The sequence below is a fragment of the Pseudoalteromonas sp. 1_2015MBL_MicDiv genome (genome assembly GCF_002407505.1).
Lineage (GTDB): Bacteria > Pseudomonadota > Gammaproteobacteria > Enterobacterales > Alteromonadaceae > Pseudoalteromonas > Pseudoalteromonas fuliginea.
The window spans coordinates 613,686-628,874 of record NZ_CP012737.1; the positions used below are offsets into that span (position 1 = coordinate 613,686).

12 protein-coding genes are annotated in these 15,189 nt (G+C 40.6%); 4 read left to right on the forward strand and 8 right to left on the reverse strand.

Annotated elements, in window-relative coordinates; translation table 11 throughout:
- Nucleotides 1–960: 960 nt before the first annotated feature.
- Nucleotides 961–1,929 carry a class 1 fructose-bisphosphatase gene (locus tag AOR04_RS02710; protein ID WP_010553311.1) on the reverse strand — a complete coding sequence of 323 codons (969 nt, stop codon included), beginning with the start codon at nt 1,927–1,929 and terminating at the stop codon, nt 961–963.
- A 154-nt stretch (nt 1,930–2,083) separates the two neighbouring features.
- Here AOR04_RS02710 and AOR04_RS02715 point away from each other — a divergent pair, with 154 nt between their 5' ends.
- From AOR04_RS02715 to AOR04_RS02730, 3 genes are all read left to right on the forward strand, one after another.
- Nucleotides 2,084–4,513: a zinc-dependent metalloprotease gene (locus tag AOR04_RS02715; RefSeq protein ID WP_096792471.1), complete on the forward strand. Its 2,430-nt coding sequence runs from the start codon at nt 2,084–2,086 to the stop codon at nt 4,511–4,513.
- A gap of 904 nt (nt 4,514–5,417) precedes the next feature.
- A complete protein-coding gene (locus AOR04_RS02720; RefSeq protein ID WP_007376785.1) occupies nt 5,418–6,191 on the forward strand; it encodes a YggN family protein in 774 nt (257 codons plus the stop codon).
- A gap of 274 nt (nt 6,192–6,465) precedes the next feature.
- Nucleotides 6,466–7,002: a DUF2884 family protein gene (locus tag AOR04_RS02730; protein ID WP_096792473.1), complete on the forward strand. Its 537-nt coding sequence runs from the start codon at nt 6,466–6,468 to the stop codon at nt 7,000–7,002.
- 520 nt (nt 7,003–7,522) lie between these two features.
- Here the strand turns inward: AOR04_RS02730 and rsuA are convergent.
- Complete coding sequence (rsuA, locus tag AOR04_RS02735; protein ID WP_096792474.1) at nt 7,523–8,221, reverse strand: 16S rRNA pseudouridine(516) synthase RsuA; 699 nt, start codon at nt 8,219–8,221, stop codon at nt 7,523–7,525.
- 59 nt (nt 8,222–8,280) lie between these two features.
- Between rsuA and zapE the strand changes: the two genes are divergently transcribed.
- On the forward strand, nt 8,281–9,390 hold the full coding sequence (gene zapE / locus AOR04_RS02740) for a cell division protein ZapE (protein WP_096792475.1): 1,110 nt from the start codon (nt 8,281–8,283) through the stop codon (nt 9,388–9,390).
- A 693-nt stretch (nt 9,391–10,083) separates the two neighbouring features.
- Here the strand turns inward: zapE and AOR04_RS02745 are convergent.
- Genes AOR04_RS02745 through AOR04_RS02770 form a run of 6 tightly spaced genes read right to left on the reverse strand, consistent with a single transcriptional unit; the run spans nt 10,084 to nt 15,051 of the window.
- Entirely contained in the window at nt 10,084–11,496 is a 1,413-nt protein-coding gene (locus AOR04_RS02745; RefSeq protein ID WP_096794070.1) for a tetratricopeptide repeat protein, read from the reverse strand.
- A 27-nt stretch (nt 11,497–11,523) separates the two neighbouring features.
- Complete coding sequence (locus AOR04_RS02750) at nt 11,524–12,180, reverse strand: energy transducer TonB (protein WP_008134675.1); 657 nt, start codon at nt 12,178–12,180, stop codon at nt 11,524–11,526.
- Between the two features lies 1 nt (nt 12,181).
- On the reverse strand, nt 12,182–12,586 hold the full coding sequence (locus tag AOR04_RS02755; protein WP_007378977.1) for an ExbD/TolR family protein: 405 nt from the start codon (nt 12,584–12,586) through the stop codon (nt 12,182–12,184).
- Nucleotides 12,587–12,591: 5 nt separating this feature from the next.
- The gene (locus AOR04_RS02760) at nt 12,592–12,972 is read right to left on the reverse strand and encodes a MotA/TolQ/ExbB proton channel family protein (protein ID WP_007378976.1); all 381 of its coding nucleotides are present in this window, start codon (nt 12,970–12,972) and stop codon (nt 12,592–12,594) included.
- On the reverse strand, nt 12,965–14,278 hold the full coding sequence (locus AOR04_RS02765) for a MotA/TolQ/ExbB proton channel family protein (protein ID WP_096792476.1): 1,314 nt from the start codon (nt 14,276–14,278) through the stop codon (nt 12,965–12,967). Before AOR04_RS02765 ends, AOR04_RS02760 begins: the two co-directional genes overlap by 8 nt.
- The gene (locus AOR04_RS02770; RefSeq protein WP_033031921.1) at nt 14,278–15,051 is read right to left on the reverse strand and encodes a DUF3450 family protein; all 774 of its coding nucleotides are present in this window, start codon (nt 15,049–15,051) and stop codon (nt 14,278–14,280) included. The genes AOR04_RS02765 and AOR04_RS02770 overlap by 1 nt, the downstream gene beginning before the upstream one ends.
- Nucleotides 15,052–15,189 lie beyond the last annotated feature (138 nt).

Below are 15,189 nucleotides of genomic sequence, written 5' to 3' on the forward strand. Positions count from 1 at the left end.
CATGTAACGTGGCTTTGGAGTTTAAAAAGCGAGGTATAAAACCTCACCTACAACATACACCAAACCGTAGGTGCGAATTTACTTCGCGCTCATGTAACGTGGCTTTGGTGTTTAAAAAGCGAGGTATAAAACCTCACCTACAACATACACCAAACCGTAGGTGCGAATTTATTTCGCGCTCATGTAACGTAGCTTGGGTGTTTAAAAAGCGAGGTGTAAAACCTCACCTACAACCTCACCTACAACCTCACCTACAACATACACTAAACCGTAGATGCGAATTTACTTCGCGCTCATGTAATGTGGCTTTGGTGTTTAAAAAGCGAGGTATAAAACCTCACCTACAACCTCACCTACAACATACCGTAAACCGTAGGTGCGAATTTATTTCGCGCTCATGTAATGTGGCTTTGGAGTTTAAAAAGTGAGGTGTAAAACCTCACCTACGACATACACCAAACCGTAGGTGCGAATATACTTCGCGCTCATGTAACGTAGCTTGGGTGTTTAAAAAGCGAGGTGTAAAACCTCACCTACAACAAACGCCAACCCCGTAGGTGCGAATTTATTTCGCGCTCATGTAATGTGGCTTTGGTGTTTAAAAAGCGAGGTGTAAACCTCACCTACAACATGGGGCATAGACCTGTAGGTGCGAATTTATTTCGCGCTCATGTAACGTGGCTTGGGTGCCAAAAAGCGAGGTATAAAACCTCACCTACAACATACACCAACCCCGTAGGTGCGAATTTATTTCGCGCTCATGTAATGTGGCTTTGGAGTTTAAAAAGCGAGGTGTAAAACCTCACCTACAACATACACCAAACCGTAGGTGCGAATTTATTTCGCGCTCATGTAATGTGGCTTGGGTGTTTAAAAAGCGAGGTATAAAACCTCACCTACAAAAAAACCGCACTTCAATTGAATGCGGTTTTTTAAATTGAAGACGATCGTTTTAAGCGATTATTTATGATATCCCAAGCACGTTTCTACTTCGTTTTTAGAACCTAAAATAACAGCTACTCGCTGGTGGATTGCATCAGGCTGAATATCCATAATACGCTCGGTACCGGTGGAAGCGATACCGCCAGCTTGCTCTACTAACATAGCCATTGGATTTGCTTCGTAAAGTAGGCGTAATTTATTTGGCTTTTTAGGATCTTTGGTGTCGGTAGGGTAAGTAAATAAACCGCCACGGCTAAGTACGCGATGCACGTCGCCAACCATTGCTGCAATCCAGCGCATATTAAAGTTTTTAGCGCGAGGACCGGTATCGCCTGCGAGTAAATCGTTGATATAGTTTTGCATCGCTGGTTGCCAATGGCGTTGGTTAGACGTATTAATGGCAAATTCGTTTGTATCAGCAGGAATATCAGCAAAATCTTGTGTAAGTAAAAAGCTGCCTTGTGTTTTATCAAGAGTAAACATGCGCGTGCCTTTACCTGTAGTCAGCGCAAGCATTGTTGACGGGCCGTAAAGTACGTAACCTGCTGCAACTTGCTTGTGGCCTGGCTGCATAAAAATGCTTTCATCAGCGGCGTCAGAACCTTCAGGCGCTTCCATAATAGAAAATATAGTACCCACAAGTGAGTTAATATCGGTATTTGACGAGCCATCGAGTGGGTCAAATGCCACTATAAATTTAGCGTCTGGGTTACCTGCTACTGTGTAGTCTTCTTCTTCAGAGGCGATTGCTTTAACCGTACCTGATTCCAGTAAAATATCTTTTAACAGCTGATTAGATAATACATCGAGCTTTTTTTGAGTTTCACCTTGAATGTTTTCATCAAGGGTTGAGCCTAATACGCCAGAAAGCGCGCCTTGACCAACGCGAAACGAAATTTCTTTACATGCTGCTAAAATTGTTCGAATTAATGATAAAAGTTCTCTTGAACAACCATCTTCAAGTAATACTGGAGGGAGTCTACGCATTCTATTTTCCTGATAACGTGTTAAAACCAATCATAATGTGAGAGAGATTAGCTTAGAGCGCTGAAATTCGTCTTAAATAACTGTATTGTTTAAATAGCACCCTATAATGGGACCACCTAATCGTACTTAAAACACAAATAACAAAGATAAGATTATGAAAAAAATACCACTACTAAGTTACATATTCTTTACTGTGCTGTGCTCTATCATAACTCAAGCGCACGCAGCAATTAAGTCAATTGATGAATTTACTACGCAAATGAATCATTTTCCGGGCTATTATTCGTTTTTTTACGATACCCAAAACGCAAAAGTATATTTAAAAGTTGATAAGTTTGAACAACAATTTTTACTGCAGCAAAGCTTGCCTTACGGTATAGGCTCTAACGATATAGGCCTTGATAGAGGTCAGCTTGGTAATACTCACCTTGTGCAGTTTGAGCGTTTTGGCGACAAAGTAATGCTGCGGGCTGTAAATACTTACTATCGTGCCAACACAAGTAATAAGGCTGAACAGCAAAGCATTAAAGAAGCGTTTGCATCAAGTATACTTGCTGGTTTTAAAGTAGTCGCAGAAGATAAAGCCACAGCACTTATTGATTACACGCCCTATTTATTAAGTGATGTACACGGTGTAAGTCGCAAACTTGCTGCACGTAAACAAGGCAACTTTAGCCTTGATGAATCACGTAGCGCCGTTTATATAAATCGCTCAAAAGCATTTGTAAAAAACACCGAGCTTGAAGCCGTACTTACATTTAAGGGCACAAAACCAGGTGAATTTGTTCGCCAAGTAAGTGCCGACCCTTATGCGCTTACTGTTCATATGCATCATTCACTTATTCAATTACCAGATGATAACTACACGCCTCGTAAGTTTAATCCGCAATCAGGTTTTTGGAGTATAGAACATAAAGATTACGCAGCGCCGCTTGGTGACTCTATGTACGTGCGTTATATACCGCGTCATCGTCTAACTAAAAAGGACTCAAGTTTACCAATTAGTGAACCTGTTAAACCAATTGTTTATTACCTGGATCCTGGCGTTCCAGAGCCTGTAAAAAGCGCTTTGCTTGAAGGTGGAAAGTGGTGGAACGACGCATTTACTGCTGCAGGATATAAAAATGCATTTATAGTAAAAGTACTGCCAAGTAATGCCGACCCTATGGATATTCGTTACAACGTCATTCAGTGGGTACACCGCGCAACGCGTGGCTGGTCATACGGTAGTTCTGTAATTGACCCACGTACAGGTGAAATACTTAAAGGGCACGTAACACTTGGCTCATTGCGTGTTCGCCAAGATATTTTAATAGCTGAAGCACTCGCTGCTCCTTATTTAAAAGGCAATGAAGTTGCTAAAAACTTGCAAGCAATGGCGCTTGATCGTATTCGCCAATTAAGCGCGCATGAAATTGGTCACACATTAGGTATTGCTCATAACTTTGCGGCATCGGTAGGGGATAGAGCTTCTGTAATGGATTACCCACACCCGCTACTTAGTTTTAATGAACAAGGTAAGCTTGATGTAACGCGCGGCTATGCAACAGGCATGGGCGTGTGGGATACCCAAGTAGTTAAATATGGTTATAGCGATTTTACTAACCAAGATGAAAGCGCAGAACTCGCTGCTATTTTAAAGGAGAATAAAACTAAAGGCCTTGAGTTTATATCAGATAGCGACGCTCGTGCTAAAGGTGGCGCGCATCCAACCGCTCATTTATGGGATAACGGCACTAATCCTTCGCAGGAACTTTTAAGAGTACTCGACGTACGCAAAAAAGCGCTTTCGCAGTTTGGTATTAATAATATTAAAACGGGCGATGCATTATCGCAATTAGAGGAAAAACTAGTTCCGCTTTATCTGTTTCACCGTTTTCAGGTTGAGGCTGCAGTGAAACTTATAGCCGGTGTTGATTACGAATACGAAACACGCAGTGACTCACCCGCAAAAGGCGCACAAGTCGTTAATAAAAAAACACAGCAAGAAGCGGTAAACGCTATTTTTGCAACGCTTAAGCCAAGTAACTTATTACTTCCTGAATCTGTACTATCGCTAATTCCGCCAAAAGCGTATGGCGAGTCTAAGTCGCGCGAGAGCATAGTTGGGCGCACAGGGTTAACGCTCGATGCAATGGCATTACCCGAGGTTGCAGTGCAGCACAGCTTGTCGCTTTTATTAAATGCACAACGTTTAAACCGCCTAGCGCAGCAACAAGCACGTAGTAATGACTTTTATAGTTTAGATGAACTATTAAAGACGCTTTATAGCCACGTGTTTAACGTATCGTCGCCTAATACAATGACAGGTAAAATAACTCAGCGCGTACAATTTTTAACAGCAAAAACCATGGCTGACTTAGTAGCAAGCGATAGTGCAAGCCCTGAAGTGCAGGCGCAGTTACGTTACTACTTAGTTAAGTTGAGTGAAGACTTTAACCAAAACTCAATATTGAGCCATACCAGTACTGGCGAGAGTGCGTTTAAGCAATATTTAGCCGAACAAGTAAATCAGTTTTTAATTAAAGGGCAATGGCCAAATAATTTTAAAGTGTTACCAATACCACCTGGATCGCCAATTTAATTATAAACCTCGCTCTTGAGCGCCAATAGCATGTTTAAGAGCGCGAAGTAAATTCGCACCTACAGGGTTTTACATATTGTAGGTGAGGTTTTACACCTCGCTCTTGAGCGCCAATGACACGTTTAAGAGCGCGAAGTAAATTCGCACCTACAGGGTTGAACATATTGTAGGTGAGGTTTTATACCTCGCTTTTTAGCACCAAAGCCACGTTACATGAGCGCGAAGTAAATTCGCACCTACAGGGTTTTACATATTGTAGGTGAGGTTTTACACCTTGCTTTTTAGCACCCAAGCCACGTTACATGAGCGGACGTAAATTCGCACCTACAGGGTTACACATATTGTAGGTGAGGTTTATACCTCGCTTTTTAAACACCCAAGCCACGTTACATGAGCGGACGTAAATTCGCACCTACAGGGTTTTACATATTGTAGGTGAGGTTTACACCTCGCTTTTTAGCACCAAAGCCACGTTACATGAGCGGACGTAAATCCGCACCTACAGGGTTGTATATATTGTAGGTGAGGTTTTACACCTTGCTTTTTAAACACCCAAGCCACGTTACATGAGCGCGGAGTAAATTCGCACCTACAGGGTTATACTTATTGTAGGTGAGGTTTTACACCTCGCTTTTTAAACACCCAAGCCACGTTACATGAGCGGACGTAAATTCGCACCTACAGGGTTACACATATTGTAGGTGAGGTTTTACACCTCGCTTTTAAACACCAAAGCCACGTTACATGAGCGCGAAGTAAATTCGTACCTACAGGGTTGAATATATCGTAGGTGAGGTTTTACACCTCGCTTAATTAGCTGTGTATTGTGCATGTTCTTTTACTTGCATAAAGTTGGTTTTTTGTTAACCTACTCGCCTTCCATTTTAGTCTTTTTGAGGTGTTTATGGCGTTTCTATCTCGTTCGATATTGGCGTTGTCCATAGCACTTTCAAGCACCAGTGTATTTGCTCAAAAGCAATGTGATGTAGAACTCAGGCATGGGTTAATCATCACCGACGATGTAATTCGAATTGTTGATAAAGGCCAAACACGTGTGCAAATTAACAACAATAACCAACTGTTTATTCGCGGTTATTGGGTTGATTTAAGTGATGACGAAAGTAAAGTGCTCGAGCAGTTTAGTAATGGTATTCGCCATACAGTCCCTGAACTAGTTAATTTAGCCACCGATGGTGTTAATTTAGGTTTAAGTGCTATTGAGCACGTGGTTGAAGGTATGTCAGATAAAGAGCCTGAGGTGCTTAAAACCCAACTGCAATATGTAGAGCGTGCGCTAATGGATAAATTTAAGCGTGGCGATGATTTCTTTTTTATAGCCCCACAATCACTTTCTCAAATAGATGATTTTTTTACTAAAGAGATCAGCCAAAAAATTCATTCCGCAGTTCATGGGTCTCTCGGTGCCATTTTAGTGTCACTAGGTGATGCGTTTAAGTCCCGAGAAGGTAATATAGAAGATCGTATTAACGATATGGGACAACGGATGGATATCATTTCAAAAGAAATTGATAAATCATTGCAAAAAAAAGCACATCAACTTGAGCTAAAAGCTTCAGAATATTGCGAATGCTTGAACGCGCTCGATGTTACTGAGTCTCGCCTGCAGGCAATTGTACCAGGCATGGCTGACTTTGATTTAGTACAGATAAAATCGTAATTTAAATATTAACTATAAAAGCGCGAAGTAAATTCGCACCTACAGAGCTGCGCATATTGTAGGTGAGGTTTATACCTCGCTTTTTAAACACCCAAGCCACTTTACATGAGCGCGAAGTAAATTCGCACCTACAGGGTTTTACATATTGTAGGTGAGGTTTTACACCTCGCTTAATTAGCTGTGTAGTGTTTGTATTGTGCATGTTCTTTTACTTGCATAAAGTTGGTTTTTTGTTAACCTACTCGCCTTCCATTTTAGTCTTTTTGAGGTGTTTATGGCGTTTCTATCTCGTTCGATATTGGCGTTGTCCATAGCACTTTCAAGCACCAGTGTATTTGCTCAAAAGCAATGTGATGTAGAACTCAGGCATGGGTTAATCATCACCGACGATGTAATTCGAATTGTTGATAAAGGCCAAACACGTGTGCAAATTAACAACAATAACCAACTGTTTATTCGCGGTTATTGGGTTGATTTAAGTGATGACGAAAGTAAAGTGCTCGAGCAGTTTAGTAATGGTATTCGCCATACAGTCCCTGAACTAGTTAATTTAGCCACCGATGGTGTTAATTTAGGTGATGCGTTTAAGTCCCGAGAAGGTAATATAGAAGATCGTATTAACGATATGGGACAACGGATGGATATCATTTCAAAAGAAATTGATAAATCATTGCAAAAAAAAGCACATCAACTTGAGCTAAAAGCTTCAGAATATTGCGAATGCTTGAACGCGCTCGATGTTACTGAGTCTCGCCTGCAGGCAATTGTACCAGGCATTGCTGACTTTGATTTAGTACAGATAAAATCGTAATTTAAATATTAACTATAAAAGCGCGAAGTAAATTCGCACCTACAGGGTTTTACATATTGTAGGTGAGGTTTTACACCTCGCTTTTTAAACACCCAAGCCACGTTACATGAGCGCGAAGTAAATTCGCACCTACAGGGTTGCACATATTGTAGGTGAGGTTTTATACCTCGCTTTTTAAACACCCAAGCCACGTTACATGAGCGCGAAGTAAATTCGCACCTACAGGGTTGCACATATTGTAGGTGAGGTTTTATACCTCGCTTTTTAAACACCCAAGCCACGTTACATGAGCGCGAAGTAAATTCGCACCTACAGGGTTGCACATATTGTAGGTGAGGTTTTATACCTCGCTTTTTAAACACCCAAGCCACGTTACATGAGCGCGAAGTAAATTCGCACCTACAGGGTTTTACATATTGTAGGTGAGGTTTTACACCTCGCTTTTTAAACACCCAAGCCACGTTACATGAGCGCGAAGTAAATTCGCACCTACAGGGTTGCACATAATGTAGGTGAGGTTTTATACCTTAATCTCATCAGCTGTTAGCAATCTATACTTACCACTTGCTAAGTTTTCATCTAATTTAATACCTGCAATTTTTTCACGGTGCAATTCAACCACTTTGTTATCTACTGCGTAAAGCATACGCTTAACTTGATGATACTTACCTTCACTTATTGATAAACGCAGTCCGTAATTAGCAAGTCGTTCGGTAATCGCTGGGCGGGTTAAATCTTTTTCGTTATGCAGCATGACACCTGTCCGTAATTGCTCAAGCGCTTCGTCGGTTATAGGCTCTTGAGTTTCGACTAAGTAGGTTTTAAATTTATTACTTTTAGGTGACGTGATTTTATGTGACCAATCGCCATCATTGGTAATAATAACTAATCCTGTGGTATCTATATCAAGGCGGCCTGCCACGTGAAAGTCGCTCATATTTGGCTCATCAAGTAAGTCAAAAACGGTTTTGTGTAGCTCGTCACTATTAGCGCAAACATAACCGACTGGTTTATTTAGCATGTAATAGCGCTTACCTAAAAATACCAAAGGAATACCTTGGTGCAGTATTTTATCTTGCTGAGATAGCTGAAAGTTATGTGAGGTAATTATTTCGCCATTAACGCTTACTTCTTTTCGCTTAATACTAGCGCGGGCTTGAGTGCGTGGCATTTCAGCTAAGTGGCTAATAAATTTATCTAAGCGGCAAGGGAATTTCATTTTGGTTCACATTTTTAGTCGGCTACAATGGGCGCGATTATAGCCGATAGTGAAATACCATGACAGTGCACAGCACACAAATATTAAGCCTTTACCAAGCAAAAATAGACACGGGTGAATTGTGTTTTGATGCTGCGCAGCAAAATGCGGTGGAAGCTTTAAATACGTTAGGCGAGCAACTTCAAGTTCACACATTATGGTGGCAAAAAGCGCCCTTAACAAAAGGTGTTTATTTATATGGACCAGTAGGGCGCGGTAAATCTATGCTGATGGATTTATTTTATAAAAACCTACCGATTGAGCAAAAGCAGCGGCTGCATTTTCATCATTTTATAGCACAAGTGCATGCCCAACTTTCGCAGCTACAAGGCCAAAAAAATCCATTAATCTTAATTGCAAAACAGTGGGCTAAAAACATCCGTTTACTGTGTTTTGACGAGTTCTTTGTGAGCGACATCGGCGATGCCATGATTATGGCCAGATTGTTCAATGCGTTGTTTGAACAAGGTGTTGTGCTGGTGGCCACATCGAACGCAAAGCCAGAGCAGCTTTATTACAACGGCCTACAACGAGTGCGATTTTTACCTACTATCGATTTAATTAATAACCATTGCCATATAATTAACGTGGCAGGGGAGGACGATCACCGCTTTAGATATGGTAAAAACAGCCGGCACTATTTTATTAATTTACCTAAACATGATTTTCAAAATGAGTTTTTAGTTTCTTATCCTGCTGCAACATACAGCAATACAATTAGCGTGCATGGCCGTGATTTACCTTATTTATTAAAAGCCGATAATGCCTTAATGATTGATTTTATGGCGCTATGCTCCGGCCCGCGTAGTGCTAACGATTATATGTATTTAGCAACGCAATTTGATGTGTTATATGTATCGAATGTGCCACAAATGGGTGTTAAGGCGACGGGTAAAGTTATAGTTCACGGTATAGAAGATAGTTATCAGCGCGAAAAACAAACACTTGATGAGCACACATTTGACGACGAAGCGCGTCGCTTTATTGCCTTAGTAGATGAATTTTACGATTGCCATAAATTGCTGGTAATAAATGCGCAAACCGACATTGAACATTTGTATAAAGGTAAAAAATTGCGCTTTGAATATGCACGCACACAATCACGCATAGTCGAAATGCAAAATTGGTAACGCTTTGGTTTGATATATAGTAGGCGTAGAGCTTGCTCACGCGAGAAGCATAGCTTCTAATTATTAAGCAATTCTAAAAACTGCGTTTTTACACGCCAGCAAGCTGTGCGTCTACAAGTGAGTTTAACCACAGCGCTAAATTTTATCTGTAGACGTAGAGCTTGCTCACGTGAGAAGCATAGCTTCTAGTTATAAAGCTATTTTAAAAACTGCGTTTTTACACGCCAGCAAGCTGTGCGTCTACAAGTGAGTTTAACCACAGCGTTAAATTTTATTTGTAGACGTAGAGCTTGCTCACGTGAGAAGCGTGAGCTTCTAGTTATAAAGCTATTTTAAAAACTGCGTTTTTACACGCCAGCAAGCTGTGTGGCTACAAGTGAGTTTAACCACAGCGTTAAATTTTATTTGTAGACGTAGAGCTTGCTCACGCGAGAAGCATAGCTTCTAGTTATTAAGCTATTTTATAAAAACTGCGTTTTTACACGCCAGCAAGCTGTGCGTCTACAAGTGAGTTTAACCACAGCGCTAAATTTTATCTGTAGACGTAGAGCTTGCTCACTCGAGAAGCATAGCTTCTAGTTATAAAGCTATTTTAAAAACGGCGTTTTTACACGCCAGCAAGTTGTGCGTCTACAGGGAAACTCAATGGCTGGAAATGTAGACGCCTGGCTTGCTCACGTTAAAGCTATAAACTTACCCTTCTTGGCGCACAATATTTTCAAGTGCACGAATATTGGTAATTAAATCCTGGCGTTGCGGGTTAGCTTGCAATGCTTTTCTAAGATGCTTCAGCGCACTAGAGTAGTCTTTAGAATCAATTGCTATTTGCGATAATCCAAGCCATGCCGATAGTTGGTAATCAGGAAGTGCCTGTGCACGAACATACATAAATTTAGCTTGGGTGAGTTGGCCTTTACTGCGATATATACTTGCTAAACTAAGTAAAGCATCACCTAAATTCGGGTTTATTTTAAGTGCGTTGTTTAAACTTTTAAGTGCGCGCTTAGTATTACCTTGTTGCATAGCAATTTGTGCGCTGTATACAGAAAACTGCGCTTGTTCATCACGGGGTAGCTGCTTAGTTAATCTTTTTGCGCTGCCTATTAGCTCTTTAGCTAAATCCCATTTTTGTTGAGATACAAGCCAAGCTAGCGTTTGCATCGTGGTATTAATAACCTCAACTTGCTGCTGTTTAGTGGCGTGTTTTAAACCTTGCTTTAATAAACTAACAGCGCGTTCAGTGCTGCCTTCACTTAAATGCAGCTGGGCTGCTAAAAGCTGGTTACTGGTATCTTTAGGGTTGAGTTTTAAGGCCACTTCAATGGCGGCAAGTGCTTTTTTATTTTGCTCTAATTGCAGTGCTATTTGTGCACGTTGTAACCACAATTGAGCATTATCAGGTGTTTTATTAAGTAACTCTTTTAATAATGCATTTGCTTGATTTAAATCGCCCGATTCAATTAAGGCAAACAATAGCCCTTGTTGGTACTGAGGCGTTTCAGGGGCAAGCATCAGTGCTTGACGATAAGCGGCTACTGCGCTCCAAGGCTGGCTGTGTTGTACATGAATATAAGCAAGTTGCGCATAACTTTGTGCATCTGCTTGGCCCTGTTCAATACTGTGTACTAGGTGTGTTTGTGCCTTGTTGTAATTTGCTTGTTGCATGTATAAAAGACTCAAGCCTTGGTGTGCTTTTACTAAGTTAGGTGCGGCTTTTAAACATGCTAAATATGCATTTTCGGCGTTATCGAACTCTTTTAAGGTGAGTAAAACCTGAGCACGCAATAAATTGAGTGCGGTGCTATCTTGCGTGAGGTCGCGGTTTTTAAATAGCGCGGCTACTTCGTTATAATTACCTGCTTGTAGTAATGGTTGCACTTGGCGTGCAAAGCCACGTTCAGTCGGTTCAATAAGCATTTCAGTAGGACTAAGTAATTTATTATTTATGGCCAATTGCCATGTTGGATCGCTAGGAGATAAAATTACTTTCAGTGGAGGACTAACTGTGTTTGCATTCACATTACCAACAGCTAATAAAGGCAATGAGCACATTAAAGTTGTTAGTAATGCGTGAGTGAAAGGTTTCAGCGTTTTAATTACATTCATATTTTTCATTTTAATAAGGCTTAAAGCTTAAGGTTTAAATTCAATGGGCCAAATAAAGCGAGCGCGTACGACTTCGCCTTCTTTTTTAGGCGCGCTAAAGCGACTCTGTTTAATTATTTTATCGATTGCAGGTTTAAGCGACGGATATGGATTTTGCACCACTTCAATCAAACTTACATTGCCACCCTCATCAATTAGTACATCGAGCTTTACGGTAAATGTATCAATACCTTGGCGAGTTAAGCTTTTTGGGAGTAATGCTTTTACTGGTGTGAGTAAAGTGGGTAGGCCGTCGAGCTGGTTTAGGCTAAGTGCATCCCAATTTACATTGACCGATTGCCATTGTGGCGTACTTACTTTTACACTTGGCGTATCGGGTCTTACAATTTTTAGTTTACTCTTTATTTTAATTTTAACTGCTTGAATAGAAGCGCCAGCGCCTTCCACCATTAAGCTTTGCGCAGGCTCATTTGCTTGTTGCTGTTGTATTGAAGGCGGAGGTGGTGGCGGTAATGCCACCATAGCTACCTCGCGTACAATAACTTTATCTTGCACTATATGTTCAGCTAGTTGAGCGAGCCATAAAAGTAACAATGCAGCAGTAAGTACTATTAGGCTTAGCGCAAATGCAAACAATGGATGACGAATATTTCGTGATTTTTGGGCCGGCGTAATCGCGTACATATTATTGTTTGGTCGCTAAATTAACTTGTGCAGCACCGGCAAGCTTTGCCTCGTCAATCACTTGAACAAGCAACTCGGTAGGTACTGTTTTATCGGCTTGAATAACCACAGGGCGCTGTTGTTGCTTTAGCATTTGTTCAACGCTGCTGCGCACGCCAGCAACACCAATTTGGCTGCCATCAAAAAATACTTGTTGGGTGTCTGTTATGGCTAAAAATATAACTTGTTGTTCTAGACGGCTGGCCGATACGGCTTGTGGTTTATCAACCTCAACGCCACTCTCGCGTACGAATACCGTAGTCACAATAAAAAATATTAACAATATAAATACCACATCAAGTAGCGGCGACATATCAATATGTTGGCCAGATTCTTGTTCTAAGCGATGTTTTAAACGTGATTGCATGCTTATTACCCTAATTGTTTACTTAGTGCATGTAATTTAGGGTTGCGCTGCGAATATGCTAAATAGGCTTGCATTAACCAAGCAGGAATAGCGCACACCAGACCAAGTTGAGTGGTTAGTAATGCATGGCCAATTGCATCACTCATTAACTCATTATGACCCTGAGCCATAACTTTAAAGGTATCGAGTAAGCCAACAATTGTGCCTAGTAAACCAAGTAGTGGCAAAGCCGCAGTTAAAATAGAGCTTACTTCTTGCCAATAACCTTTGCGTTGTGTTTGATAATGTTTCAGATGTAGTAAGTCATGAAAAATCAATTGATACACAAATAAAGCCAGTAAAATAATGCACCAACAAATAGGGTTACTAATGATTTGATCAAACATTGTTTTTTCCTTCATCTAGCTGACTTAGCTGTAATGCAAAGCCTTCTAATTGGCTGTAATAGGCTTTAGCTTTACGCGATAACAAGGCGTTTAGTACCAGAGCTGGTATAGCAACGACTAAACCAAGTTCTGTGGTTATGAGTGCTTGTGCAATGCCACCTGATACGACCTCAGGATCGCCTGATCCGAACAAGGTCATCATTTTGAATGTTTCGATCATACCGCTTACAGTACCCAGTAAGCCAAGTAGTGGTGCTACTGCTGCAGTAACGGCTATTGCACCAATAAAGTTATCGAGCTTGTGTTTATCGTGGATAAGTTGGTTAAATAACTGATCATCTCGTACTTGGCCTTTTTCGCTTTGCAAGGTTAGGTTAAATAGCTGTTGCTGCATGCCATTAAATTCGCTGCTATTTTTACTTATAAACAATTTCTGTAATTGCAATTGCGAGTGCATTTTTATTTTATTTAAACGCAGTAACTGAGCTGCTTTCAGTAATGCGATAGTTAGTGCAAAGCAGGCAAATAAAATAATAGGAATAGCCCATAAACCGCCTTTTTCTAAATGCTCCAGCGGACTTTCTTGTTGAGACTGACTCGTTACTAAATGCGTTAAACTCGGATCAAAAGTGAGGAGTGTAGATCCTACGCCATTTTGTTTTAAGGTATTATCGAGAGGGTTATCGTCACTCGTAGATTGCACTAGCGCTACCTTTAACGCGTTAGATTTGTCGTCTAAATCGAGTAATCCAGCTAGTTTTGGGGTTTGTGTACTAAACCAAGCAACTGGGCCTACTTGCAGGGTATTCGATTGGCTTAATTCGCCATTACTTAGCACAACCGATTGCTTTTTAAATTGTGGATAAAGTGCCTGTTTTTGGTCATTAATAAGTGATACTACTTGTTTCAACAATTTGTTTTGATCATTAGAAATGTGTTGGTTTTTACTATTTTGGCGTACAAATCGATTTAACAAATTTAGCTGATATTGTTGCTGCTGTTGCCATGTATCTAGGCGTGTTTGCAGCTGATTTAAGCTCAAAGTATCTTCATCAGCAAGGCGGCGGTTAACGGCAGCCTGCTCACGTAATTTACTCAGTGATTGCTGCTTGTTAAATATATTTTTAGCAAGAGCGGCTTGCTCTTTGGCAATGTTATTTTGAGTTTTATTCAACGCGCGTTGAGCTGTTTTAATGTCACTTAAAATACTTTGTTGCGCGTCATCACTGCTTGCTGCAAAAACGATGTTTGCACTAAAGAGTAAAGCTAAAATATTAGCTATTGTAAGGATGCGGGCGAAAATCATTATTTAGCCCCTTTTTGTGTGTTTTTTGCATAACTTAAGATAGGTAGTGTTACCCAGTCAGCAGCGCGCTTTTTTTGTTGAACAGCTATTCCTAATGCAACTTGCTCAGCGTTAATACTCGGATCGAACTCCCACTGCCAGCCTAAATCACTTGGAAAGCCAATGCCTACATAACTTAAATCTTCACTTACAAACCAAGCTTGGGCTGCACCTAAGTAAAGCTGTTTTACCCATACTTCTTGGCCGTCAGGGTGCAGAATTGCCATTTCGTGTATAGAAATCCGTTGCTGAAAATCACGTAATAACCCCAGCATCTTGAGTGCTGTTTGCAATTTATCTGTGGTATTTAGTTGTGAGTTAGTTAAATCACCTGTGTTTTTCCAACTACTTAAAAGTGGCGGAGGTAATTGCACTTGTAATGAAAGTAATTGCTGGGAAATGCGTGTAAGTTGTTCGTTTAATTGTTGTTGATCGTTTTCAAGTTCCGATTGTTTAGTAACAAGCTGTTCGCGTTTTTGAGTAAGCTCGCTGGTGCTTTTTTTTCTACGCTGATTAAGCTCGCTAAGTTGCTGCTGCTCAGCATCTAAAAGCGTTAATGTTTGCTCCATACTGCTTTTTTGTTCAAGCCAATGAGTATTTAATTTATTGTTTTGATTTTCTATTTGCAGCCATTTGTTGATGAGTTGTTCTAATTCGCTAACGGTATCGGCTTGCACTGTCATAGCGCAACAAAGCGCGATAACCATACTGATTGGTTTAATTAAACTTCGCATTGTTCAACAAAGACCCTGAAAGTTACGACGAGTAATTACATGGAGCAATTACTGTTAATTTTTAAGTGCGCATACAATATAACAACGGGTATAACAACGCAACTGATAACAATTGGTATTTACATTTATTTGTGGCGG